29 protein-coding genes and 1 tRNA gene are annotated in these 24,019 nt (G+C 60.6%); 17 read left to right on the top strand and 13 right to left on the bottom strand.

Annotation, left to right across the window (positions count from 1 at the left end):
- Positions 1-33: 33 nt before the first annotated feature.
- The 6 genes from O987_RS08365 to O987_RS08340 all read left to right on the top strand — a co-directional run bounded on the left by O987_RS08365 (position 34) and on the right by O987_RS08340 (position 5,194).
- On the top strand, positions 34-1,587 hold the full coding sequence (locus tag O987_RS08365) for a fumarate hydratase (RefSeq protein ID WP_003057246.1): 1,554 nt from the start codon (positions 34-36) through the stop codon (positions 1,585-1,587).
- Positions 1,588-1,748: 161 nt separating this feature from the next.
- Complete coding sequence (locus O987_RS08360) at positions 1,749-2,249, top strand: GNAT family N-acetyltransferase (protein WP_043371643.1); 501 nt, start codon at positions 1,749-1,751, stop codon at positions 2,247-2,249.
- 190 nt (positions 2,250-2,439) lie between these two features.
- On the top strand, positions 2,440-3,159 hold the full coding sequence (locus O987_RS08355; protein ID WP_003057248.1) for a hypothetical protein: 720 nt from the start codon (positions 2,440-2,442) through the stop codon (positions 3,157-3,159).
- A gap of 205 nt (positions 3,160-3,364) precedes the next feature.
- Positions 3,365-3,949: a hypothetical protein gene (locus tag O987_RS08350; protein ID WP_043371640.1), complete on the top strand. Its 585-nt coding sequence runs from the start codon at positions 3,365-3,367 to the stop codon at positions 3,947-3,949.
- A 79-nt stretch (positions 3,950-4,028) separates the two neighbouring features.
- Complete coding sequence (locus O987_RS08345) at positions 4,029-4,661, top strand: DUF938 domain-containing protein (RefSeq protein ID WP_043371638.1); 633 nt, start codon at positions 4,029-4,031, stop codon at positions 4,659-4,661.
- A gap of 11 nt (positions 4,662-4,672) precedes the next feature.
- A complete protein-coding gene (locus O987_RS08340) occupies positions 4,673-5,194 on the top strand; it encodes a DUF2199 domain-containing protein (protein WP_043371635.1) in 522 nt (173 codons plus the stop codon).
- Positions 5,195-5,309: 115 nt separating this feature from the next.
- On the opposite strand, the gene O987_RS08335 is transcribed toward O987_RS08340, so the two are convergent.
- The 8 genes from O987_RS08335 to O987_RS08300 form a co-directional block, all read right to left on the bottom strand.
- Positions 5,310-6,188, bottom strand: a complete 879-nt coding sequence (locus O987_RS08335; RefSeq protein WP_003057252.1) for a TIGR00730 family Rossman fold protein — start codon at positions 6,186-6,188, stop codon at positions 5,310-5,312.
- Positions 6,189-6,405: 217 nt separating this feature from the next.
- On the bottom strand, positions 6,406-6,783 hold the full coding sequence (gene crcB / locus O987_RS08330) for a fluoride efflux transporter CrcB (protein WP_043376247.1): 378 nt from the start codon (positions 6,781-6,783) through the stop codon (positions 6,406-6,408).
- Positions 6,784-6,836: 53 nt separating this feature from the next.
- Positions 6,837-7,265: a monovalent cation/H(+) antiporter subunit G gene (gene mnhG, locus O987_RS08325; RefSeq protein ID WP_003057254.1), complete on the bottom strand. Its 429-nt coding sequence runs from the start codon at positions 7,263-7,265 to the stop codon at positions 6,837-6,839.
- Complete coding sequence (locus O987_RS08320) at positions 7,262-7,540, bottom strand: K+/H+ antiporter subunit F (RefSeq protein ID WP_003057255.1); 279 nt, start codon at positions 7,538-7,540, stop codon at positions 7,262-7,264. The genes mnhG and O987_RS08320 overlap by 4 nt, the downstream gene beginning before the upstream one ends.
- A complete protein-coding gene (locus O987_RS08315; protein WP_003057257.1) occupies positions 7,537-8,037 on the bottom strand; it encodes a Na+/H+ antiporter subunit E in 501 nt (166 codons plus the stop codon). Before O987_RS08315 ends, O987_RS08320 begins: the two co-directional genes overlap by 4 nt.
- Positions 8,034-9,866, bottom strand: a complete 1,833-nt coding sequence (locus O987_RS08310) for a monovalent cation/H+ antiporter subunit D (protein ID WP_043371633.1) — start codon at positions 9,864-9,866, stop codon at positions 8,034-8,036. The genes O987_RS08315 and O987_RS08310 overlap by 4 nt, the downstream gene beginning before the upstream one ends.
- Entirely contained in the window at positions 9,863-10,228 is a 366-nt protein-coding gene (locus O987_RS08305) for a Na+/H+ antiporter subunit C (protein ID WP_003057261.1), read from the bottom strand. The genes O987_RS08310 and O987_RS08305 overlap by 4 nt, the downstream gene beginning before the upstream one ends.
- Positions 10,228-13,203, bottom strand: a complete 2,976-nt coding sequence (locus O987_RS08300; RefSeq protein WP_029158568.1) for a monovalent cation/H+ antiporter subunit A — start codon at positions 13,201-13,203, stop codon at positions 10,228-10,230. Before O987_RS08300 ends, O987_RS08305 begins: the two co-directional genes overlap by 1 nt.
- A 226-nt stretch (positions 13,204-13,429) precedes the next feature.
- Between O987_RS08300 and O987_RS08295 the strand changes: the two genes are divergently transcribed.
- From O987_RS08295 to murI, 4 genes are all read left to right on the top strand, one after another.
- Positions 13,430-13,921 (top strand): GNAT family N-acetyltransferase, encoded by a 492-nt coding sequence (locus O987_RS08295; RefSeq protein WP_043371630.1) that lies wholly within the window; start codon positions 13,430-13,432, stop codon positions 13,919-13,921.
- A complete protein-coding gene (locus O987_RS08290; protein ID WP_043371628.1) occupies positions 13,918-14,508 on the top strand; it encodes a hypothetical protein in 591 nt (196 codons plus the stop codon). Before O987_RS08295 ends, O987_RS08290 begins: the two co-directional genes overlap by 4 nt.
- A gap of 132 nt (positions 14,509-14,640) precedes the next feature.
- Positions 14,641-15,129: a hypothetical protein gene (locus tag O987_RS08285; protein ID WP_235214302.1), complete on the top strand. Its 489-nt coding sequence runs from the start codon at positions 14,641-14,643 to the stop codon at positions 15,127-15,129.
- Positions 15,130-15,216: 87 nt separating this feature from the next.
- On the top strand, positions 15,217-16,113 hold the full coding sequence (gene murI, locus O987_RS08280) for a glutamate racemase (protein WP_003057273.1): 897 nt from the start codon (positions 15,217-15,219) through the stop codon (positions 16,111-16,113).
- A 9-nt stretch (positions 16,114-16,122) separates the two neighbouring features.
- On the opposite strand, the gene O987_RS08275 is transcribed toward murI, so the two are convergent.
- From O987_RS08275 to O987_RS29005, 3 genes are all read right to left on the bottom strand, one after another.
- Complete coding sequence (locus tag O987_RS08275) at positions 16,123-16,734, bottom strand: M48 family metallopeptidase (protein WP_043376246.1); 612 nt, start codon at positions 16,732-16,734, stop codon at positions 16,123-16,125.
- 73 nt (positions 16,735-16,807) lie between these two features.
- Positions 16,808-17,437 carry a DUF6806 family protein gene (locus O987_RS08270; RefSeq protein WP_003057277.1) on the bottom strand — a complete coding sequence of 210 codons (630 nt, stop codon included), beginning with the start codon at positions 17,435-17,437 and terminating at the stop codon, positions 16,808-16,810.
- Positions 17,438-17,662: 225 nt separating this feature from the next.
- Positions 17,663-17,731, bottom strand: a tRNA-Ser gene (locus tag O987_RS29005).
- A gap of 164 nt (positions 17,732-17,895) precedes the next feature.
- Between O987_RS29005 and O987_RS08265 the strand changes: the two genes are divergently transcribed.
- The 7 genes from O987_RS08265 to O987_RS08235 all read left to right on the top strand — a co-directional run bounded on the left by O987_RS08265 (position 17,896) and on the right by O987_RS08235 (position 22,888).
- Positions 17,896-19,098 (top strand): tyrosine-type recombinase/integrase, encoded by a 1,203-nt coding sequence (locus tag O987_RS08265; protein WP_043371622.1) that lies wholly within the window; start codon positions 17,896-17,898, stop codon positions 19,096-19,098.
- 139 nt (positions 19,099-19,237) lie between these two features.
- Positions 19,238-19,621, top strand: a complete 384-nt coding sequence (locus tag O987_RS08260; protein WP_011805819.1) for a type II toxin-antitoxin system RelE/ParE family toxin — start codon at positions 19,238-19,240, stop codon at positions 19,619-19,621.
- Positions 19,605-19,907: a helix-turn-helix domain-containing protein gene (locus O987_RS08255; RefSeq protein WP_011805820.1), complete on the top strand. Its 303-nt coding sequence runs from the start codon at positions 19,605-19,607 to the stop codon at positions 19,905-19,907. The genes O987_RS08260 and O987_RS08255 overlap by 17 nt, the downstream gene beginning before the upstream one ends.
- Before the next feature lie 88 nt (positions 19,908-19,995).
- On the top strand, positions 19,996-20,463 hold the full coding sequence (locus O987_RS08250; RefSeq protein ID WP_013721787.1) for a TIR domain-containing protein: 468 nt from the start codon (positions 19,996-19,998) through the stop codon (positions 20,461-20,463).
- The gene (locus O987_RS08245; RefSeq protein WP_011805822.1) at positions 20,463-21,089 is read left to right on the top strand and encodes a hypothetical protein; all 627 of its coding nucleotides are present in this window, start codon (positions 20,463-20,465) and stop codon (positions 21,087-21,089) included. Before O987_RS08250 ends, O987_RS08245 begins: the two co-directional genes overlap by 1 nt.
- A gap of 3 nt (positions 21,090-21,092) precedes the next feature.
- Positions 21,093-22,229, top strand: coding sequence for a nucleoside triphosphate pyrophosphohydrolase family protein (locus O987_RS08240; protein WP_043371617.1), 1,137 nt, complete (start codon positions 21,093-21,095; stop codon positions 22,227-22,229).
- Positions 22,226-22,888: a uracil-DNA glycosylase gene (locus O987_RS08235; protein WP_011805824.1), complete on the top strand. Its 663-nt coding sequence runs from the start codon at positions 22,226-22,228 to the stop codon at positions 22,886-22,888. The genes O987_RS08240 and O987_RS08235 overlap by 4 nt, the downstream gene beginning before the upstream one ends.
- Before the next feature lie 16 nt (positions 22,889-22,904).
- Here the strand turns inward: O987_RS08235 and O987_RS08230 are convergent, their stop codons facing one another.
- Together O987_RS08230 and O987_RS08225 are read right to left on the bottom strand one after the other, a co-directional pair.
- Positions 22,905-23,390 (bottom strand): TIR domain-containing protein, encoded by a 486-nt coding sequence (locus O987_RS08230; protein ID WP_011805825.1) that lies wholly within the window; start codon positions 23,388-23,390, stop codon positions 22,905-22,907.
- Positions 23,391-23,431: 41 nt separating this feature from the next.
- A complete protein-coding gene (locus O987_RS08225; RefSeq protein ID WP_043371612.1) occupies positions 23,432-24,019 on the bottom strand; it encodes a hypothetical protein in 588 nt (195 codons plus the stop codon).

The following is a 24,019-nucleotide window of genomic DNA, read 5'->3' as shown; positions in this document are numbered from 1 at the left end:
GCGTACAGATTGCAACCCCCGAGAAGCTTCACGATGACGACCTCCATCCGCCAGCAGGACCTGATCGATTCGATCGCAGGTGCCCTGCAGTACATCAGTTACTACCACACGCCGGATTTCATCCAGCATCTGGCCCGTGCCTATGAGCGCGAGCAAAGCCCTGCGGCCAAGGATGCGATGGCTCAGATCCTGACCAACTCCAAGATGGCTGCCACCGGCCAGCGCCCCATCTGTCAGGACACCGGCATCGTCAACGTGTTCCTGAAAGTGGGCATGGACGTCAAGTGGGAAGGCTTCACCATGGGCCTGGAAGACGCCATCAACGAAGGCGTGCGCCGCGGCTACAACCACCCTGACAACACGCTGCGTGCCTCGGTCGTGGCCGACCCGCACTTCAAGCGCAAGAACACCAAGGACAACACTCCCGCCGTGATCAATGTGCAGATCGTGCCCGGCGACAAGGTGGACGTGACCGTGGCTGCCAAGGGCGGCGGCTCCGAGAACAAGTCCAAGATGATCATGATGAACCCCAGCGATGACCTGGTGGACTGGGTTCTGAAGACCGTCCCCACCATGGGCGCCGGCTGGTGCCCTCCCGGCATGCTGGGCATCGGCATCGGCGGCACGGCCGAGAAGGCTGTGCTGCTGGCCAAGGAAAGCCTGATGGAAGACCTGAACATGTACGAGCTGCAGCAGAAAGCTGCCAGCGGTGCAGAGCTCGACGACGTGGAAAAGCTGCGTCTGGAGCTGTTCGAGAAGATCAACGCCCTGGGCATTGGCGCCCAAGGCCTGGGCGGCCTCACCACGGTGCTGGACGTCAAGATCAATATGTACCCCACGCACGCGGCCTCCAAGCCCGTGGCCATGATCCCCAACTGCGCCGCCACCCGCCACGCCCATTTTGTGATGGACGGCTCCGGCCCCGTATACCTGGATGCCCCTTCGCTGGACACCTGGCCCAAGATCGACTGGCACCCCGACTACAACAAGTCCAAGAAGGTCGACCTGAACACGCTGACCCCCGCAGAAGTGGCCAGCTGGAAGCCCGGCGACACCCTGCTGCTCAACGGCAAGATGTTGACCGGCCGTGATGCGGCCCACAAGCGCATCCAGGACATGCTGGCCAAGGGCGAAAAGCTGCCCGTGGACTTCACCAACCGAGTGATCTACTACGTCGGCCCCGTGGACCCCGTGCGCGACGAAGTGGTTGGCCCTGCAGGTCCCACCACGGCCACCCGCATGGACAAGTTCACCGACATGATGCTGTCGCAGACCGGCCTGATCTCGATGATCGGCAAGTCCGAGCGCGGCCCCGTCGCCATCGAAGCCATCAAGAAGCACAAGAGCGCTTACCTGATGGCCGTGGGCGGCGCCGCCTACCTGGTTTCCAAGGCCATCAAGCAGGCCAAGGTGGTGGGCTTTGAAGACCTGGGCATGGAAGCCATCTATGAATTCGATGTGGTCGACATGCCTGTGACCGTGGCCGTGGATGCCGGCGGCACCAGCGCCCACATCACCGGCCCTGCCATCTGGAAGGAAAAGATTGCAACCGGCGATTTCAAGGGCATTGCCGTTGCGGGCGCCTGATTCGCTGTTGCAGCCTGCCTGAACAAGGAACCGCCTTCGGGCGGTTTTTTCATGCCCAACCGCGCGGACATCGACCGCAACAGGGCCATGGGCCATTTCTTCGGTTCTTTTCCCATTTGCGGCATAGTCGAGCCAGATTTTTCGTGAACCCATACCAAGCCATGCATATCCGGGCAGAACTCCCCGCCGATGCCGAGGCCGTAGAGCAGGTGACGATCCTCGCCTTCAGGCACGCACCGCATTCCGAGCACACCGAGCAGTTCATCGTGCGTGCGCTGCGTGAGGCCGGGGCTCTTGCCTTGTCTCTGGTCGCGGAGATCGACGGACTGGTCGTCGGGCATGTCGCCGTCTCTCCCGTCACCATCAGCGATGGCAGCCAGCACTGGTTTGGCCTGGGCCCGATCTCCGTACTCCCTGAAAAGCAGCAACAGGGCATAGGCAGCGCCTTGATGCGGACTGCCATCAGCGCTCTGCAGGCGCAGTCCGCGCAGGGATGCGTGCTGCTCGGTGACCCGGGCTACTACCGGCGTTTCGGCTTTCGGGCGGTGCCGGGCCTGGTGCTGCCCGGAGTGCCTGCCGAGTATTTTCAGGCCCTGTCTTTCGCAGGTCCGCTGCCGCAAGGTGAAGTGAGTTATCACAGCGCCTTCAATGCCAGGGACTGATACGCCTGTTTCAGCCAGCGCTGCATGCTGGCCCCTGGGAGATAGGCCGTGCCTGGTTTTCCGTGAAATAAACACTTCTTGGTAAATACGAGACACCGATAACACGCTTGCTATTTAAGATAGGCGACAGAGTGGGTATTTGTCTGACACCGTCCGGAATGATTTGCAACGCAAGCACAAGGAGTTCAGCATGAGCCATGTCGCAGCAAAGATGGTGACCGGTGCGCTGGTGGCGCTCTCGGGCTTTGCTTCCGCGCAGACTCAGCAGCCATCGGCTGCGCCCAAGCCGCAGCCCTCCCCTTCGACTCAGGTACTGTCCCCCCAGGGGGTGTATGCGCAGATCGACACCAGACTGGGGCAGGAAGCGCTTCGCCTGCTGTCCCAGGGTACGCCTCAGCAGCAACAAGCCGTGCTGGAGCGCGTACGCGCCGCACCCGAGCGCTTTCAGCCTCCGGTCTTCTACGTCCTGTCGCAGGCGCTGTTCAAGGCAGGCCAGCGCGACGAGGCAGCCTTCTGGTACTACGCCGGCCAGCTGCGTGCCCGCTTCGATGCCAATCGCTGTGCAGACGTCACCGCCAGGCAAGCAGTCGATGTGATGAACCAGAGCTATGGAGCCCCCATCAACCGCTATCTGTTTCAGGATCTGGACAAGGCTCAGGAGTTGATTGCCAAAGTCGTGGACTGGGATCGCCGCACGCCCCACGCCTACGATCCGCACTGGATCAATCTGCACGGCATGCAGGCGGTACAGGCCTCGCGGGACCCGCAACTGGCCGCCAGGCTGACGCTGGAATCGCTGAGCCTGCCAGCCGCGCAGTGGCCTGCCCTGGCCGAGCAGACGCGCTCCAAGTATCTGCAGGGCTTTCAGGAAGCCATCAGCCAGCTCAAAGCCGAATCCAAATCCAAGTAAGAGCCTGCCCTCGGTCAAGCCAATTGAAAAAAATGGCTTGAATCCCTTATACAGTAAACGATTGCAGCTACTCTTTTTGAATAGTCTTGCGACAGGGCTCCTACCGCCTTGATGGCTGCCCCTATTGGCATGATCCCTGTTTGTTCTACGATGACTCAGGCATCTGCATTCCGGGATGCTGCGATGCCGCTCGAAAGGAGTCCTCATGCACAAGCTTTTGGCGCTGTCGACGGCCGCCGTCCTCACCGCCTTGCTGAGCGCCTGCCTGGTGCCCGAGCGATTCTCCGCCGCTGTGGACGTACAGCCAGACGGCAGCTACAGCTACCGCTTTGACGGTACGGTGGTGAATGCCCTGGCCGTGATGAAGCTCAGAAAACAGGGCGTGCTGAGCGAGAAAGACCACCGCGAGCTGGCAGAGCAAGCACAGCAACTGAGCCGCGAACCCGAGGTCAGGAAAGCCGTCTACAACGGCAATGCCCGCTATGCACTGGAGATTGCCGGCCAGCGCAAGCCCGGCGAAGGCCTGCGATTGCTGGACTTGTTCACCGTGCAGACCGACAGGAACGGCGTGATGACGATTGCCGCCAAGCCACTCAAGGACAAGGAAAAGAGAGACTTTGCGCAACTGGGCATCACCATGAATGGCAACCTGAAAGTCAGCCTGCCCGGCAATGCCGAGGTACTCTCGCAAAACGCCAGCTCCACACCCACGCTGGGCCTTGGCTCGTACAGCTGGAAAATCGGCAGCTTGAACGTTCGGCCCGAGATCAGGCTGCGCTTCAAGCCCTGAAGGCCGTCGCACTGCGCGGACTTGGCATTTCGGGCGAAGATGCCAGCACCATTTACTGTGTCTGCCCGCCGAGTCCCCTATGACCTCCAACTCTTCATCGACAGCACCGCAGCTGCCTTTTTCCCAGGCCTGCGAAAACAATCAGGCCGCAATCTTCGAGGTGCTGCAATCCGCCCTCCAGCACTGCCGGCATGTGCTGGAGATAGGCTCCGGCACAGGCCAGCATAGCGTGTACTTCGCACCGCGCCTGCCGCAGCTGCTCTGGCAGACCAGTGACCTGGCCGACAGTCATGCAGGCATCCGGGCCTGGCACGCCGCCCAAGGCGCTCCCAATCTGCGTGCGCCGCTGGAGTTCGACCTGGCGACCGATGCCTGGCCGGCAACTGCGGATTCATCCGGCTTCGATGCCGTCTTCACCAGCAATACCTGTCATATCGTGGCCTGGCCGCTGGTGCAGCGCATGTTCGAGCTGGTGGGGTCACATCTTCCCGTGGGCGGCGTGTTTGCCGTCTATGGCCCGTTCAACTATGGCGGCCACTTCACCAGCGACAGCAACCGCGCCTTCGACGCCTGGCTGCGCCAGCGCGATGCGCGCAGCGGCCTGCGCGATTTTGAAGCCATCGTGACGCTGGCCGCAGAACACGGCATGGAGCTGCAGCTCGACCAGGCCATGCCGGCCAATAACCGCACGCTGGTATTTCACAAACGTTGAAAGCTCACCCCATGGCCGCCATCTTTGCCTACCAATGCAGCAAATGCGATGAGATTCACGAAGGATCGCCGAGCTTTGCTTTCGATGCCCCTGCACCCTACCGACGCCTGAGCGAGCAAGAACGCGAGGCATGGGCCGAGCTGAGCGACGAGCTCTGCGTGATCAGCCATCCCGAAGGCACGCAATACTATGTGCGCGCCATTCTGGAAGTGCCGATCCATGGCCTGGACGAGCCCTTTCTCTGGGGCATCTGGGTGTCGGCCAGCGAAGCCAGCTTTCACCGCTATCTGGACTCCTTCGACAAACCGCCCGAAGACCCGATTTTCTTTGGCTGGCTGTCCAATCTGATTGCCGTCTACCCCACGCAGAAGTCACGCCCGGCCGATGTGCATATCCAGGCCGACGGCACACGCCCGCGCGTGGTGCTGCACCGCGGCGACAACGAGATCGATGCGCTGGTCATCGACCAGCACGAAGGCATTTCGATCGCGCGCGCCCAGCAACTGGCCGAGCAATCGCTGCATGGCATATAGGCCGAAGCAGGCCCGAGCGCTGACTCCGCAGAAGCTATCGTCCATGCGTTGATGCGCAATAAAAAAACCGCCAGAGGAAAACCTTCTCGCGGCTCGGGGGCAGTGGTGTGAACGCTTATCCGTTGTTCCAGCCGGTCTGATAGAACTGCTGGATGAAGGACCAGGCCTCGGCCGGATCATCGGTGTAGCGGAACAGGTTCAGGTCCTTGGCGGAAATGGTGCCCTCCTCCACCAGCACGTCGAAGTTCAGCACCCGCTTCCAGAACTCCGTGCCGAACAGGATCACGGGCACGGGCTTGCTCTTGTGGGTCTGCACCAGCGTCAGCACTTCAAACAGCTCGTCCATGGTGCCGAAGCCGCCAGGGAAGGCCACCAGCGCCTTGGCCCGCATCATGAAATGCATTTTGCGCAGCGCAAAGTAGTGGAACTTGAAGCTCAGCCCCGGCGTGATGTAGGGGTTGCCATGCTGCTCGTGAGGCAGATAGATGTTCAGCCCCACATTGGGCGCACCTGCATCATGGGCACCGCGGTTGGCGGCCTCCATGATGCCGGGGCCGCCACCGGTGCAGATGTAGAAGCGCTCGCTGGGCGCCTGCTTCATGCCTTCGGTCGCCACGATGCGTGCAAAGGCGCGTGCCGCCTCATAACGCTCGGCGTTGCGCATGCCGCGCTCGGCCAGCGCCATGCGCTGGGCATCGCCGCTGGCCTTGGCTTGCGCAAGCTGCTCGCGCGCCTGATCCATATCGACAAAGCGCGCGCTGCCGTAGACCACCACCGTGTGCTCGATGCCGCGCTCGATCTGGGTCAGATCGGGCTTGAGCATTTCCAGCTGCATGCGGATGCCACGCGTTTCACGGCGGAACATGAACTCCGGATCGGCGAATGCAAGGCGGTTGGATTGAGGTTCCAGCTCTTTGCCGTTATGGGCCTGGTTGTGCAGCTCGGCCCAGGCATTGGCCAGATCGGTATCGGACAGGGGAGATGAGATTTGCATGGACCCTCGGTTCTTAGAATGCTGAGTGGCACGGGCTACAGCCATCCCTAAAGATTTCGTAGCGCTGACCGCCCATCCGTCAAGTACTTCAAGCTCAAATGCACCTGTAGTGCAGATGATGCTTGCACTATACGCTCACAAAGCTATAGCCCAGGAGAGTATTTCGCCTCTAAACGCTGAAGCAGTTTGCCTCAATAGTGGCAAATGGTCTGCCAGCTTAACGGCTGAACCAGATGCTCCAGCTGATCATGCCCATGTAGGTCATGAACAGTGAGCCGACCAGGTGCACGCTGGCCCAGCCCAGAGCGGCAGCCAGACGTTGCTGCTGCAGCAGGCCGATGACCTCGGCCGAATAGCTGGAAAACGTGGTCAGGGCGCCGAGGAAGCCGGTGATGATGGCCAACTTCCAGGCCGGATCCAGCTGGGGCATGGCCTGAAACAGCGCGATGAAAACACCGATCAGATAGCCGCCGATCAGATTGGCTGCCAGGGTGCCCCAGGGCAGACTGGCGCCTGCGCTCAGCCACAGTCCCAGCCCCCAGCGCGACAGGGCGCCAAGACAGGCACCGATGCAGATGGCGAAAATATTGAGCATGGCTGCCAATCTAGCGCAAGACGGCGGCCCTGAAATGTTTGAACGACAGGATTTCAGGCCTTATTCGCCACAGGCTTCTCATCGGCCTCGACGGCCACTTCCTCGTCCAGGGGTTCGTTGCGCACCAGATTGCTGAGCGTGGGCGGCACGCTCTCCCCTGCACGGCGCGAGCGGAACAGCGCCGCGCGCATGAGGAAGATGGTGGTGATGGGCACGGTCACGGCAATGAAGATGGCAATCAGCACCGAGTGCATGACAAAGCCCTGGCCGCTGACGGAGAAATAGATCCAGGTGGCATGCATGATGAGCCAGCAGCCCATGGTGGCGATGATGGAAGGCGCATGCACGCGCTCGAAATAGCTCTTGAGCCGCAGCAACCCAACGGAGCCCATGAGCGCAATCAAGGAGCCGCCGAACACCAGGGCGGCCACCAGGATCTGGGCCCACAGCGGCAGATCCACGCCAATGACCTCGGTACTCATTCGATCACCTCGCCGCGCAGCAGGAACTTGGCCATGGCCGTGGAGCCCACGCAGCCGAACAAGGCCACCAGCAAGGCCGCCTCGAAGTAGTTGGTGCTGTCATAGAGAATCCCCATGACCAGCATGGCCAGCATGCCGTTGAGATACATGCAGTCCAGCGCCAGCACACGGTCCTGCGCATGCGGTCCCTTGAGAAGGCGCAGCACCGAGCAGCCCATGGCCGCCAGCAGCATGACCAGAGATGCCATCAGCACCCAATAAAACCAGGGGTTCATTCAAAAATCTCCATCAGCAGGCTTTCGTAGCGGGACTTCACAAAGTCGGCCAGCTTCTTGGCATCCTCCACTTCCAGCGCATGCAGCAGCAGCATGGAGCGGTCACGCGAAATCTCGGCCCAGGACGTACCCGGCGTCAGACAGACGATCATGGCCAGCACCGCCAGCCCGTTGGGGTCGCGCAGGTCCAGCGGAATCGGGACAAAGGCCGCCGGGTGCTTGCGCATGCGCGGCAACAACAGAAAGCGCACCACGTTGAAGTTGGAGATCGAGGTGTCGCAGACCACCCGAAAGGCCAGCTTGAGAATGCTCAGCGGATGGCTGACCCGCACCGGCAAGGGGCGCAGGCCGCGCAGCAGCACGGGAATCAGCAGGCCCAGGATCAGGCCCAGCAGGATCTGGCCGGCACTGACCGAGCGGTTGAGCAGCAGCCACAGCACCAGCAGCGCGATCGACAGCAGCGGTGCCGGGAAGATGGATTTCATGACGTTCCTCATGGGCGGCTCTCCTCCTTCTGAACCGAAGCCGTGGTCTGGGTCACGGCGTTCTGCCCGGCTTCCCGTTCATCGCCGATACCAGGCAGGAGCTCGGCCTGCATCTCCAGCGCGGCCGCACGCGCTGCCGCCTCGGGGCCTGCGGCTTCCTGAGCCTTCTTCTGCTTGGGCCCTGGCACGGGAGCCAGGCCCATGACGGTGCGCACATAGACATCGGGCGAATGCAGTGCATTGGCCGCCCGCTGGGTGTAGCGCATCACGTCATCGGCCTTGACCGTCAGCACCATGCAGCACAGCAGCAGCGCAGCGATGGGCAGGCCTTCGACCACCTTGAGCGAGGGAGCGCTCTGCTCCGGGTTGGCCCAGAAATGCCGGATGCCGGCGCGCGTGAGCGCAATCAGCGCCATCAGACCGGTGATGATGAGCAGCGCCACCATGCTCCAGCCAAGCGGGCCGGCCTTCACGCCACTGGAGGTGCCCATGCCCAGCGGATTGAGCAGGCTGGTCAGCATGGCGAACTTGCCGAGAAAGCCAGAGAGCGGCGGCAAGCCCGAGATCAGCAAGGTACAGGCCATGAAGCTCAGACCCAGAAAAGCTGCCGCCGCCGGGAAGGCCCGGCCGATCATGAGCTCTTCCTCATCGTCGAGGTTGAAGCCCTCGGTCGGCAGCAGCTCGGCATTGAGGAACGGTGCCTCATCATCCTCGTAGGGCTCGCCCGCATCGTCATCCACGCGCCAGCGATCCACGACATCGGCGATCAGGAACAGGGAGGCCACGGCCAGCGTGGAGCCCGGCAGGTAATACAGCAGTCCGGCCGTCAGCAGGTTCTGCCCGAAGCCCGTCGCTGCCAGCAAGGTGCCGGACGAAAGAATCGCCGCAAAGCCCGCCAGATGGGTCAGCCGCTGCGAGCCCAGCATGCCGATGGCGCCAAAAGCCATGGTCAGCATGCCGCCCACGATCAGCCAGGTGCTGCCAAACAGGGCCGATGCCCCGGCTTCCGAACTGAACAGCAAGGTCCACAGGCGCAAGATGACATAGACCCCCACCTTAGTCATGAGCGCAAACAGGGCTCCCACGGGTGCAGTCGCCGCGCTGTAGCCGGGCACCAGCCAGAAGTTCAGCGGCCACAGCGCCGCCTTGATCAGAAAGGCCGTGCCCAGCACGCCTGCCGCCGCATGCAGCAGGCCGCGGTCGGCATCCTGCACCAGCGGAATGGCCCGGGCCAGATCGGCCATATTGAGCGTACCGGTAATGCCATAGAGCATGGACACGCCGATCAGGAACAGCGAAGACGCTGCCAGATTGATGGCGATATAGTGAAGACCAGCCTGGATGCGCGTGCTGCCGGAGCCATGCAGCAGCAGACCGTAAGAGGCTGCGAGCATGATCTCGAAGAACACAAACAGATTGAACAGGTCCGCCGTGATGAAGGCGCCGCTGAGCCCCATCAGCTGCAGCTGGAACAGGGGGTGAAAGTGCACCCCGGCCTTGTGCCAGCGCGCCGCAGAGAACACCAGCGCGGCCAGTGCCACCACATAGGTGACCAGCAGCATCAGGGCCGTGAGCCGGTCCAGCGCCAGCGCGATGCCGAAGGGCGCAGGCCAGTTGCCCGGCATGTAGACCGACATGGTGACGGCCGAACCCGCCTGATTGGTCCAGCTCAGCAGCATGACCACGATCACCAGGCTGATCGTGGTGGAGAGGATGTTCATGCCCAGCTTCAGGCGCTGGCGCTCCTCGCGCAAGAACAGCATCAGCGCTGCCGTCAGCATGGGCAGCATGATGGGGGCCAGCATCAGGTGCGGCATCAGACGCTCAATCCACTCGCTCATAGCATTTCCTGTTCGGTCCGCGAGTGCGCGCCATCCACATGGTCATTGCCGGAAGCGCCTCGCGACGCCAGCAGCACGACCAGGAACAGCGCCGTCATGGCAAAGCCGATGACGATGGCGGTCAGCACCAGCGCCTGCGGCATGGGGTCGGCATAGTGCGACAAATCGGTGGGCACACCGTTTTGCAGCACCGGCACCTTGTTGATCGAGAGGCCTTGGCGCCCCATCGAGAAGATGAACAGGTTGACGGCATACGACAGCAGCGCCAGCCCCATGATGACCTGGTAGCTGCGCGGACGCAGCAGCAGCCAGACGCCCGAGCCGGTGAGCACACCGATGGCAATGGCCAGAACGATTTCCATTACATACCTCCCCTTGCCAACGCCGCGGCCGTGGCCGCCTGCACCTCGGCCTCGGCCTTCTTGGCCTCTTGTTCCTGCTCTTCCAGCAAGCGCGCATGGAAGCGGTGTCCGCGTACCGATTGGTGGGCAATCGCCGTCAGGATCAGCATGGTGGAGCCCACCACCAGCGCAAACACGCCGATATCGAAGAAGGTGGCGCTGGCGAAATGCACATGTCCCACCAAGGGCAGCGAAAAGTCAAAGCTGTGGCTGGTCAGGAAGGGGTAGCCCACGGCCACGGAGCCCAGACCCGTGCCCAGCGCAAACAGCAGGCCCGCGGCAATCCAGCGGCGCGGATAAAGCGGCAGATGCGCCTCCACCCAATGCGTGCCCGAGATGATGTACTGCATCAGCAAGGCGACCGAGAACACCAGCCCGGCCACGAAACCGCCACCCGGCTGGTTGTGGCCGCGCACGAAGATATAGGCAGCCACCAGCGTCGCAAACGGCAGCAGCAGCCGCACCAGCACGGCGGGCACCATGAGGTAGCCCACCGCCGTATCGCTGGCATTGCGCGGATTGAGCAAATCGGTCTGCAAATCGCCGGGCACATAGCGCTGCTGCTCCGGAATGTCCATGGCCTCGCGCGCCGGACGGAAGCGGCGCAGCAGCGCATAGATGACGACGGCCACGATGCCCAGCACCACGATCTCGCCGAAGGTGTCGAAGCCACGGAAGTCCACCAGCGTCACATTGACCACATTGGTGCCGCCGCCGCCGCCCAGCGCGTTTTCGAGGAAGAAGGTGGAGGTGCTTTCGTAGAAGGGCCGGCTCATCATGGCAAAGGCCAGCCAGGCCATGCCGCCACCGGCAATCAGCGACAGCACCAGATCGCGCAGGCGGCGTGCCTTGGCCCGCGCATCGGCGTTGTCGGCGGTACGCATGTTCTTGTCCCGCTTGGGCAGCCAGCGCAGCCCCAGCAGGATCAGCACCGTGGTGGCAACTTCCACCACCAGCTGGGTCAGCGCCAGATCGGGCGCAGAGAACCAGAGGAAGGTCAGCACCGTGCACAACCCCGTGCCGCCCAGCATGATCAGCGCGGTCATCCGGTGGTACTTGGCTTTCCAGGCCGTTCCCAGCGCGCACAGACAGCCAATGGCCCAGAGCAGCACAAAGGCCGAAGACACCGGCAAAGTGCCACGGTCACCCAGTTTCATGCCCCATAGCCATAGCGGCAGGGCCGCTGCGACCAGGGCGACGCAGACCAGCCACAGCATCTGCCACTGCAGGCGGCGCGTGGACAGATTGCGGCGCCCCGCCCGGCCCAGCCAGGTGATGCGGGCCAGCAGATTCTCGAAGATCCTGCGACCGCTGACACGGCCCAGCACGGGCGTGGTGTCGAAGTGCCCGACCGTGCGCTGCCAGCGCAGCATGGTGTAGAGCACGATACCGCCGGCCAGTGCCACCAGGCTCATGATGAGCGGCATATTCCAGCCATGCCAGATGGCCAGGCTGTACTCCGGCAAGTCTCCGCCCACGACAGGCGTTGCGGCCACCGCGAGAAAGCCGCCCACCGCCCAGGCCGGGAAAATGCCCACGATCAGGCAGGCCAGCACCAGGAGCTCCACGGGCACACGCATCCAGTGCGGCGGCTCGTGGGGCTCGTGCGGCAAATCGTCGGCCTGGGGACCAAAGAAGACATCGAACGTGAAGCGCAGCGAATAGGCCACGCTGAACATGCCGGCCACCGTCGCCAACACGGGCAGCACGGTCTTGACCCAGGGAGCTGCATCCAGATAGACGGTCTCGGCAAAGAACATTTCCTTGGAGATGAATCCGTTGAGCAGCGGCACGCCGGCCATGGCGGCACTGGCCACACAGGCCAGCGTGGCCGTGATCGGCATCATGAAGCGCAAACCCGACAGCCGCCGGATGTCACGCGTGCCGCTTTCATGGTCCACAATGCCCGCCGCCATGAACAGCGACGCCTTGAAGGTCGCATGATTCATGATGTGAAAAACTGCGGCCACGGCAGCCAGCTTGCTGTTCAGGCCCAGCAGCAGGGTGATCAGCCCCAGGTGCGAGATCGTTGAATAAGCCAGCAAACCCTTGAGATCGTGCTGGAACATCGCGCAATAGCCGCCAATCAGCAGCGTCAAGGCACCGGCTCCACCGACCAGCCAGAACCAGGCATCGGTGTCCGCAAGCACCGGCCACAGCCGCGCCAGCAGAAACACGCCAGCCTTGACCATGGTGGCCGAGTGCAGATAGGCCGACACGGGCGTAGGTGCCGCCATGGCATTGGGCAGCCAGAACTGGAACGGAAATTGAGCACTTTTGGTGAGTGCGCCAAGCAAGATCAGCACCAATGCCAGCAGATAGAGGTGGCTGTCGCGAATCTGCTGGCCTGCAGCCAGCACATTGTCGAGGTCATAGCTGCCCACGATATGACCCAGCACCAGCATGCCCACTAGCATGGCCAGCCCGCCCGTGCCCGTGACCGTCAATGCCATGCGCGCGCCCCGGCGCGCATCCTTGCGGTGATACCAGTAGCCGATCAGCAGGAAGGAGAAAAGACTGGTCAGCTCCCAGAAAAACACCAGCTGAATGATGTTTCCCGAGAGCACCACCCCCGCCATGGCCCCCATGAAAGCCAGAAAAAACGAGAAAAAGCGCGGAACCGGATCAGCGGGCGACATGTAGTAGCGCGCATAAAGCACCACCAGTGCACCGATGCCGAAGACCAGCATGGAGAACAACCAGGCAAACCCGTCCATGCGAATCACCAGATTCAGGCCCAGCGCGGGCAGCCAGGACACCTCCTGCCTGAGCACCGCTCCATCGGCCATTTCCGGGAACAGCATCCCTACCTGAATCGCGCATATCAGCGCGATGACACCTGCAAGTGTGGATTCCGTATTGCGCGCATTTGCAGGCAATAAGGCAGCCAGAAGGCTGCCTGCGAAAGGTAGGAGGATAAGGTAGATCAAGGGCATGGGCGGATCATTCTAGAGGTTGACGTTATTTTTTCCGCTATAAAAACCTGAGCATTTCACAGACTTTAGACCACTGTTCAGCTTTAATTGATGACAGAAAATCCATCAAAACAGCGGGTTGCGTGCAGATAAAGAAGTGCATCCGATCTACCCATGCGCGCGGAACCGATGTCATGCCTCTGCTGCTGAAAAGCATTTTTGCCAAACTCAATCCATCTGCCAACCCATGCATATACGCAGCTATCGCCCCGGAGATGAAATCGCGCTGTGGCAGGTGTTCCACGACGCGGTGCATCAACTGGCCGCGAATCACTACAGCCCCGAGCAGCTCGATGCCTGGGCGCCGCCACAGCCCGACCGGGCGGAGTGGAGCCGGCGCATCCAGGCACTGAGCCCTTTTGTCGCCGTCTGCGCCAATGATCGACCCGTGGCTTATGCAGATCTGCAAGCCAACGGCTATATCGATCACTTTTTTGTGGCCCCGCAACATGCCGGCCAGGGCGTGGGCCGACTCCTGCTCGCGCATATCGAGCATGCCGCGCGGCAAAACGGTCTGCAGGAGCTGAGCGCCGATGTCAGTCTCAACGCCCAGGGCTTCTTCGCCCATTTCGGCTTTGAGCAGCAGTGCCGGCAAATGCCCGTCGTGAGAGGCATTGCCCTGAGCAACACGCGCATGCGAAAAGCGCTCCGGCCCCGGACTGCGGGCCCTGCTGCATGAACTGGCTCTGGAAACCTGAAACCTCCACCCCGCAGAAATGGCTGATTGCGGTTTTCATGGCGGTGATGCTGGGCGCCCTCGCCCCCATTGTCTGGCGCAGCTTCATACCCGAGGCCCGCTGGCAATTGCTCGCGCTGTATCTTTCGCTGGCGCTGACTGCGGCAGCGGGCATCTGGCTGCGGCGGCTGCACAGACTGGGACTGTGGCAGCCGGCAGGCCCCTGGCCCAGCTACGGTCCTGTCAAGCGCTGGCTAATGGGTGTGCTCTGCAGCGCCTTCATGGTTTTTGTGCTCTGGTTCGATCTGGCAGCCACCCTGCCCATGGCCTATACGGCAGCGCTGGGAAGCGATGCCAGCCTGCAGACCGTTGCCGAGAAAAAGCGGGGTTCGGGTCGCCATGCCTGCCGCCATCAGCTCAAGCTGGCTGAAGTGGACTATCTCTTCTTCGAGTTCTGCATCGATGAAAAAAGCTACGAACGCCTGCCCTCAGGCCCGTTGCCAGCCCTGCTGTCCATGCGCCAAAGCTACTTCGGCAAGCTGGTGGACAGCATTCGCCTGTCCCATCCTCAACAAAAAGATGAGCATTGATCGTAGCTTCAGCTTGAAAAATTACATTACTTATGCCTAAATCCCCCGTCAAACAAGCGCTAGCAGCTTCCTTTTTTATCTTTCATCACCGCCATGCCCATTCTTCTACCGCCACTGCTGCTGATTTCCGGCATGGGCTTTGTACTCAGCGCAATCACGCACTTGGCAGCACTTGCTGGACAGATAGACGCACTTGACGTTCATTTAGCTAAAGACACATTGAGAATGTTCACCAGCGTGATGAGCATGGGAATTTTTGCGGTCTGGGTTCCTGCGGCGCTGATCGCCCAGCGCATCAACAACGGCAATCGTCTGCAGTTTTCCTGGAAGAAGGTGCTCGCCGGCTGCCCCGCCTGGATGCGCAACAGCGCCTACGCGATCTTCATCTACGCTTTTGTCAACTTCTTTCTCAGCATTGCGGTCGGCATGACAGGCCTGCGCGTGTTTTCGGGCCACTGGATGATCTTCTACGGCATGGCGTTCTGCATCTTCTTCTCGAGCTGGAACCTGCCCTCCCTCCTGGCGCCCCGCCACTGCCCGGCCGGGCATGAAGTCGCTCATGGCAATAATTTCTGCCCGGTCTGCGGCCTGCCCGCAGACCACAGCAGCCAGGACGCGTGACGCATCCATACCCCTGAACGCGCCACCCGGGCGCAAAGCGGCGCATACTGGCGGCCGCATCATTGCCTGCACTCATCTTTTTGCACCATGCCCACTCCTCACTCCCCCATCGGCATTTTTGATAGCGGTGTGGGTGGCCTCAGCGTGCTGCAGGCACTGCGCCATGAGCTGCCGCACGAGCAGTTCGTCTATCTGGCCGACAGCGGCAATGCCCCCTATGGCGACGCACGGGGCGATGCATTTGTGCAGGAGCGCAGCCTGGCCATTGCGCAGTATCTGCTGCAGCAGCACGACATCAAGATTCTGGTGATTGCCTGCAATACCGCGACGGCTGCGGCCGTGGAGCTGATGCGCGAACGCATGCCGCAATTGCCCGTCATCGGCGTGGAACCCGCTATCAAGCCGGCCTCTTTTTCGAGCCAGACCCATCATGTGGGAGTGATGGCCACCCGGGGCACTGTCTCCAGCCAGCGCGTAGCACGCCTGGTGGCCGAGCATGGTCAGCGCGCCGAGTTTCATCTGCAGGCCTGCGATGGCCTGGCCAGAGCCATCGAGCAAAGCACCGAGCAGGCATTGCCCGAGGATGCAAGCGCCACCGAGATCAGAGCGCTTTGCACGAAATACACGAGCGCTCTAGGCAGTTTCGGCCATAAGACCGGGCAGATGGATACGCTGGTGCTGGGCTGCACCCACTATGTCTTCGTCAAGGACGATTTGCGCGCGCTGCTGGGGCCGGATATCCAGTTTCTGGACACAGGCGCCCCTGTCGCGCGCCAGACCCGGCGCATGCTGGAGCAGCGCCATCTGCTCGGGCCCGAGACCGATGGATCGCGGCAGCTGGCCCAGGCCGAGCAGATCCGGCTCATGACAACCGGCCGCCTGACGGCCATGCAAGCCGCGGCCCAGCGCTGGCTGGATCTGCCTGCCGCTTGCAGCCAGGCTGTCAGCGTGTGCTCGCCAAGCGCCGTGGCCACACCCGCCTGAGCTGCGCCATCAGACCCAGAGTGGCGGGCCATCCTGATCCAGATAGCTGAGGTAAAAGCGCACATCGAACTCCAACTGGTGGTAGTCAGGCTCCATATGCATGCATAACTGATAAAAAGCCTTGTCGTGATCCATGATGCGGATATGGGCCAGCTCATGCACGCAGATCATGCGCAAAAAGGCATCGGGTGCCTGCTTGAACATGGCCGCCACCTGAATCTCGTGCCGCGCATTGAGCCTGCCGCCATGCGCAATCGCACGCCGCGTATGCAGACCCAGGGCATTGCGCACCACATGGATCCTGCTGTCGTAAGCGACCTTGTGCAGCTGACCGGCATTGCGCAGATACCGGGTCTTGAGCGCATCGACATAGTCATAAAGCGCCCTGTCAGTGCGTACCGCGTGGGCCTGCGGATATTTGCGCAGCAGCCAGTCACCGGCCTTGCCTGCCAGCAGCCAATCGCGCACCTGGTTCTGCAGCGATGGCGCATAACCCGAAAGATAGGGCAATGCCAGCGCCAGCGGCGCCCCTGCTTCGCCCATGCTGGCGCGCGCAGCCCTGTCCTTGCGTAGCTGCTGCGTGACGGCTCCCGAATATTTGGGGGTGGAAATGGGCTTCATGGCAAAAAACAAACCCCCTGTCACAGTCTCGGGACTGCAGCACAGAGGGCTTTGACGGCGAATGAGCGAAGAATCAATGCAGATGGCGCGGGCGGCGATTGCCGCCATGACCGGAGGCCGAGCCGCCCGATCCGCCACGCGGCGGCTTACCCAGCTCCAGCGAGCTGACCAGGGCTTCGAAACGCTGCGAGAACAGCTTGTCGATTTCCTGCACCACGCCGCCGAGTTCGGCGCCGTCGAAGTGGCGCTCCATCATGTTGATGACGTCCTGCACCAGCAGATCGCGCTGCACCTGCATGATGGCGGCAGGATTGGGGCCCACAAACAGCATCAGGAAGTCATCGCGGCTCTGGGCCTCGGCAGGAGCCTCTTCCTCGTCGAACTCGGTGTCGTAGAAGGTCACTTCGATCGGCGAGCCCTGCTCGGCCAGCTCGTTCAGGCCCATGCACATATCGTCCAGAGCCTGACGGAAGTCATCATCGCCGCGCACGGTCCAGCACATCTGCAACAGATGCTCCTTGGCCTCGAACTGGATGCCGGGCTCTTCTTCGTAAAGACTTCCCTCGCCATCCGTCAATGAGCGCGCGCCGGCATAGGCCCACAAGGGACGCAATGCATCTTGCAGCTGCTCATACGTAACGTCAGCACGGAGCAGAACCTGGCCGTGGACATGAATTTCAAAAGCAGCGTTGTAACTAGACATCTTTTCTCTCTAGGAGTGCAGACCCCGTCAGCATGACAGAACTGCAAGCCATATTGCATCGAAGCCGGAGCTTTTCCAAGCGCCTTGACAAAGCCCGACATCGCACTGCCCTACGGCATCACAGCCCTTGATTTTCCCACCTTCGGCAAGACTGCGGGCGGCAGCGGCCATCAAGCCATAAATAAAAAAAGCCCGCTACAAAATGTATAGCAGGCTTTTCAATTCTGGTGCCTCGAGCCGGAATCGAACCGGCACGCTTCGTTAAAAGCGGCAGATTTTAAGCCAGAGCATGGCATCCGCACCGGGCTAACGATGGACTTGGATGAGGCTTGCTGTAGCAGGTTTTCCCCGAGGCCAGTGCCTTCGATCATATCCCGGTGCGCGATGCAAACCGCCCCGGTTCCCCTCCGCCTGGCTCCTAGCCGGCCCCTGGAATCGGGGCCTTTCAGGAGCACCTCATGGCGAAGATCAAACTCACCAAGTCCGTCGTTGACACGGCGCAGGCGCAAACCTGCGATGTGGAACTCCGGGATACGCTCGTTCCGGGCTTCTTGTGCAAGATAACACCAACGGGCCGCAAGGTCTTCATGGTTCAGTACCGCACGAACTCCGGCGTGCGGCGCAAGCCGGCACTCGGCCAGTTCGGCGAGCTGACGGTCGAACAGGCCCGGTCGCTGGCCCAAGACTGGCTGGCCGAAGTCCGGCGCGGGGGCGATCCCGGACTCGACAAGGCCGAAGCCCGCAAGGCGCCGACGGTCAAGGAACTGTGCGGCCGGTTCATGGATGACCACTCCAAGCCGCACAACAAGCCCAGCACCCAGGCCAGCTACCAGTACCAGATCGACAACTTCGTCATCCCAGCCTTCGGCAGCAAGAAGGTTCACGAGGTCACGCGCCACGACATCACCGCGCTGATGAAGCGCATGGAGAGGTCCCCCACGCAGGCCAACCGCGTACTGTCGCTCGTCCGCAAGATGTTCAACCTGGCCGAACTGTGGGGCTACCGGCCCGATGGCTCCAATCCTTGCTGTCACGTACCCAAGTACTCGGAGAAAGGCTCGACCCGCCTTATCACCGACGAGCAGATGGTCAGCTTGTTCGCCTACTTGGACAAAGCCGAGGCCGAGGGCCTGGAACATCCCATCTATCTGCTGGCCGTCCGGCTGCAATTCGAGTTCGCGGCCCGCATGTCGGAGATCCTGCTGTTGCAGTGGGATTGGCTCGACTTGCCCAATGGCCGGGTTGTCTGGCCGGACAGCAAGACGGGCGATATGTCCAAGCCGTTGAGCGAGGAAGCCCGCCGGTTGCTGACGAATGCACCTCGCTACGGCAATTCGCCCTACGTATGCCCGGCCATCCTCGACCATGACAAGCCGCTCGGCCCCCATTCCTACTATCAGGCGTGGCGCCGAATCCTTGATCGCGCCGGCGTGCCGAAGGTTGGCACCCACGGCATACGCCACCGCTCAGCGACCGACATTGCCAATTCCGGCATCCCCGTCAAGGTCGGCATGGCGCTAACCGCGCACAAGACCGTGGCGATGTTCATGCGCTACGTCCACACCGAGGACGACCCGGTGCGTAAGGCAGCCGAGTTGGTAGCCAGCCGGCGCAAGTCGGTCGTCGGCACGCGGCAAGAACCCAAAGAGGTGACCGCATGATCGGTGACCAGTGCCTCGGCATGTCGGCCCTGATTGCCGTGTCGCCGTTACGCCAATCGGTTCGGCAGCCCTCCCCGCCCGTGCATCGCACTGGGGACTGGAAAAGTATGCCCGTTACGGGTATAGTTTGGAGGTCAAGATGACCCACGTCCTCAAGCGGAAGGACTTTGCACGGTGGCAGGCGGGCGAAAAGCTGCCTGATGCTGCCTTGTGCAAGGCGGTTCAAGAGATGGAAAGCGGTCTGATTGACGCGGACTTGGGCGGCTTCCTCTACAAGAAGCGGGTTGCCCGATCCGGCGGCGGCAAGAGCGGCGGCTACCGCACGCTGCTGTCGGCCCGGATCGGCAGCCGCTACGTATTCCTGCATGGGTTCCCCAAGAGCGACAAGGCGAATATCACGCAGGACGAGAAGAAGGCGCTGCAATTCGCCGGCAAGGTGTTCCTGGAACTGTCCGCCGAGGCTTTGTCGAAGGCGTTGCACTCGGGCGTGTTATTGGAGGTGCATTGTGAGCAAGATCATTGAATCCCTGCGTGGCGACCTGGCTGCGCTCCACGAAGCGGGAGCGATCGGCAAGGTGACGATGCGCGAGTTCGACGCGATCTGCCCGCCGCCGGTGCGGGAGTTCAGTGCTGCCGACATCAAACACCTGCGCGAACGGTTGAAGTTCAGCCAGCCGGTGTTCGCACTTCACCTGCACACCACCGCGTCGACCGTGCGAAAGTGGGAGCAAGGCGAAACCCATCCCACCGGGCCGGCCCTCAAGCTGCTCAACGTCATCGCCGACAAGGGTTTGCAGGCAATTATTTGATCAAGGCAAACGGGTCAGCATTTCCTGCCACAGCGGCCGAAAACACAGTTACGATCTTCAAACCATGTAAGAACAATGGAGGTGACAGGTGGCAGAGAAAAGGAACGTGTTCATCAGCCATGTCCATAAGGACGATCACGGACTCCAGAAGCTGAAGGATCTGTTAGCTCCAAAAGGGATCGAGGTCAGGGATTCCTCCATCCATACAGGGAAGTTCAACAATGCCACCGATGAGCACTACATAAAGACGCAGATCCTTGCCCCTGCCATCAACTGGGCTGGAGTGTTCATTTGCTACGTTTCGCCCCAGACCAAGAATAGCGATTGGGTGAACTGGGAAATCGAATATGCGGCCAAACAGGGCAAGCGCATTGTCGGTGTTTGGGAGCATGGCGAGAAGGAATGCGACCTTCCAGAGGCCCTGAAAGAATATGCCGACGCCTTGGTTGGGTGGAACGGCGATGCGATCATTGACGCGATCAACGGGAAGGACTCGTGGGAAAAGCCAGACGGTGGTGCCTGCGACCCGGTTCCACTCAAGCGGCATCCCTGCTGATGGCTCGCATTCACTCCTATGTGGTGCGATACGACAGTGGTTTCGCGCCCAACCCTTTCTATGGCTACTGCACGCTTGCGACCTGCAAACCCAATATCCGCCGATCCGCTGACATCGGTGATTGGGTGGTCGGCAGTGGCAGCAATGATAGAACTGTCCGACGTGGCGGGCGTCTCGTGTACGCGATGCGCGTTACCGAGGCGATGACATTCGACGAATATGGCGCAGATCCACGGTTTGAATACAAGATGCCGTACCGCAATGGGAGTCGGAAGCAAAGTTGCGGGGACAACATCTACTTCAGGGCCGCGCCTGGAGCCGCTTGGCAGCAGCGAGACTCATTTCATTCCCGCCCCAATGGCACGCTCAACCCGGACCATGTTGCCCGTGATACGGGCGTCAACAGGGTCCTGATCAGTAATGATTTTGTGTACTTCGGGGGCGAGGGTCCGGAATTTCCCGAGGAACTGAAAGACCAGCAAGATCGGCCCTTATGCAAAACGGGAATAGGTCTAACCACCTTTGACGATGCGCAACTGATTGCGAACCTTGAGAAATGGATTCGCAGCTTTGACGTGAGCGGTTATCAGGGCGCTCCATTCGAATGGCTGACTCTTCGCAGGTGACCGATGAAAAAGGAAGGCTCCCTCTTGCTCTCGGATTACGCTGCGGAAATTGCAGCCACAGACGTACTCAACCCGAATGACTTCAATCCTGTCCTCCAAGGTCTATACGGAGAAGTCGGCGGCATAATGGCTACGGCCAAGAAAAGTGTTCGAGAGAGAACGGCTTACCCGGGTTTCAAGAAGGCGGCAGAAGAGGAGTTTGGCGACACCCTCTGGTATTTGGCTGCAATCTGCAGGCGCCTGCAGATTCCTCTCGAAGAGATATTCTCGGAAGCTGCGAACCACGGAAACTTCAAGAATGTGGGCGCTGCAAGTGACATCACCGAAGGTGCGTTAGCCTATATCGCTGTGCCTGTCGCCGCGACTGCTTCGTTGGATGCCACCTTGGTGCGTTTGGGGCAGTCAGCGGCAGCGCTACTTGGAAGTACGCCTGCACGCGCAGACTTGATTGCTTTCGCACGGGCTTACCTGGATGCAATTCATGCGGCCGAACTTGCGTTCTCTGAGGTGGCTCGCGGAAATCTCCGGAAAGCTCGCGGCGCGTTCTTGGAGCCGCAGGCAGAAGACCTGGCTGGCCTTGATTTCGACAGTGAGTTTGGAATTGAGGAACAGCTACCCAGGGATTTCAAAATCCGGGTCAATCAGCGAGGCAGTGGCAAGAGTTACCTCCAATGGAAGGGCGTATTCATTGGAGACCCTCTGACGGACAACATTGCCGATCGCGATGGCTACCGGTTCCATGATGTCTTCCACTTTTCTTATGCAGCAATCCTGCACTGGTCACCTGTGATGCGGTCATTGATCAAGCACAAGCGAAAGAGCAATCCGAAATACGATGAAGAGCAGGACAGTGGTCGGGCCATCGTCGTGGAAGAAGGGCTTTCAGCGTGGATTTTCTCCAGAGCCAAGGAGCTGAATTTCTTCGAGAATCAGGAAAAGGTCTCACTTGGGGTTCTCAAGACCATTGGTGAGTTCGTGAGTGGTTACGAAGTGGAGAAATGTCCGCTAAAGCTCTGGGAAAAGGCAATCCTGGATGGCTATGCTGTCTTTCGCCAGCTCAAGGAAAATCAAGGCGGCTGGATCATTGGAAACCGAGAACAACGCACCATCAAATACATGCCACTTGAGTCTGAAAAATGAAGATCCACCCGTTCGTTGATGCAGTTGCTTCTCTGCAGTTCGAAGACTGCTTCAATCCGTATTCGGATCGTTGTGAAGTTCATGATCGACGCGATGCACCACGTCGCCGTGCTGCTGCACTGTCCGCCATGTTGCGTCGTGCAACCGAGGAACCCGTAGACGCGATATGGATTGGACGAGACCTCGGATATCGCGGAGGACGCCGCACTGGGTTAGCCCTGACCGACGACCTTCACATAAGCCAGCACGCTAGGCGTTGGAATCTCGACCAGGTCGCCGAACGGCCGACGATAGGCAGTGCTGTGGCCGAACGAACCGCCGCGGTCATATGGGGCATGCTGGAACATATTGATGCCCGCATCTTCCTCTGGAACGTTTTCCCTCTGCATCCGCACGAATCAGGAGATCCGTTCACCAACCGGCAGCACAACGCGCGTGAGAGGCGAGCCGGCGAAGAACTGCTCCAACAGCTCATTGTCTTGCTACGTCCCTCTCGCATCGTCGCCATCGGCAACGATGCCGCCGCTGCGGCCCATCGCATCACGGATTCCGTACCCGTGATTTGCGTGAGGCATCCTAGCTATGGAGGACAGACCCAGTTCCAGAGGCAAATCTCGGAGCTCTATGGGCGCCCCATGAGCACTGGGTCGTTGTTTTGACGAGAGGCTTGGCTTCTTAGCGCGCAGCGATCGCCGCTTCAATCCAGCCCGACAGGTTGTCACTGATGTGGTTATAGGCCGCACTGCTCGTGGCCCCTGGTGGATCGTACATGCGGACGACGGTGGATAGCTTTCTACCGTCGTTCAAGGTAAATGAGTCAAATGGATTGGCCCCGGCAACTGATGGTTGCTGGTTGTGGTCCAGCAGCTTATGGACTCGTATCCCCAAGAGTCCCTTGCCACTATTCCATGACTGCTCAATCTCATATCGAATCCAGGGGCGATTCGCCGTTTCGGCTCCGACCAGAACAATTGTGCATGTCCGTCCTTGCAGCTGATCGTCGATCCAGCGCTTGATTGCGGCCTCGCCGCCTCGCTTCACTTCTTCCCATTTGTTATCGCTTGCTGGTTGGTTGCCCTCAACAACACCAATATTCCGTATCTTGGAGGCGCGCCAACTGTCGCGTTGATAGTGGAAGCTATAGAAGATTTTCCGTGGCATGGCGAGTCCTTTGTTGGATCATGTAAATCTGCAGAGGAGACTCAACTCGCTGCACCTTGAATGTTCAATGCGAGGTGCGTGTGAAAGAGTTGCGCGAAGTCCACATCACCAAGATCCGCATCGGCGAAATAACCTTGATCTTTGGCCAAGTTCAAGGCCGCCCCGCCTGGCGACGGTACGGGCAGAACTTTGGCGGCGGGGTGGAATTTCCTGAAGAGTTCATGCTCGGCTTCCACTCCTTCCATGCCGCCGATGAAAACAGCGGCAACGAGATCATCGCGCGACAGCATTTCTTCCCGCATTAGCAGCAGGCTCGCCTCTCTGTCACCGGCAACTGCATTGGTGAATACTACATTGTGAAAACGGTCGTTTTCTTCCGGGTAACGATCCTTGAAGAACGTGCTCTGATACAGAACCACGGCCCCAGAATAATCGACACCCAAATCCTCACAAATGCTCCAGATCATAGGCGTGATAGCGGGATGGCCTCCCCACACGATCTTGTGCTGACGAATGACGGCCATGACCAGTTCCCTCACAGCGCATTGGATGAGGAATGGATTGGCGGTCTCGTGATACGAGCCGCGGCCGACAAGTGGGATACTGGCTGAAAGGAAGATTGCGCTCAC

It is taken from the genome of Comamonas testosteroni TK102 (genome assembly GCF_000739375.1).
Taxonomy (GTDB): Bacteria; Pseudomonadota; Gammaproteobacteria; order Burkholderiales; family Burkholderiaceae_C; genus Comamonas; species Comamonas brasiliensis.
Note: the sequence above shows the minus strand (reverse complement) of the source record. Positions and strands in the feature narration are given on the sequence as shown.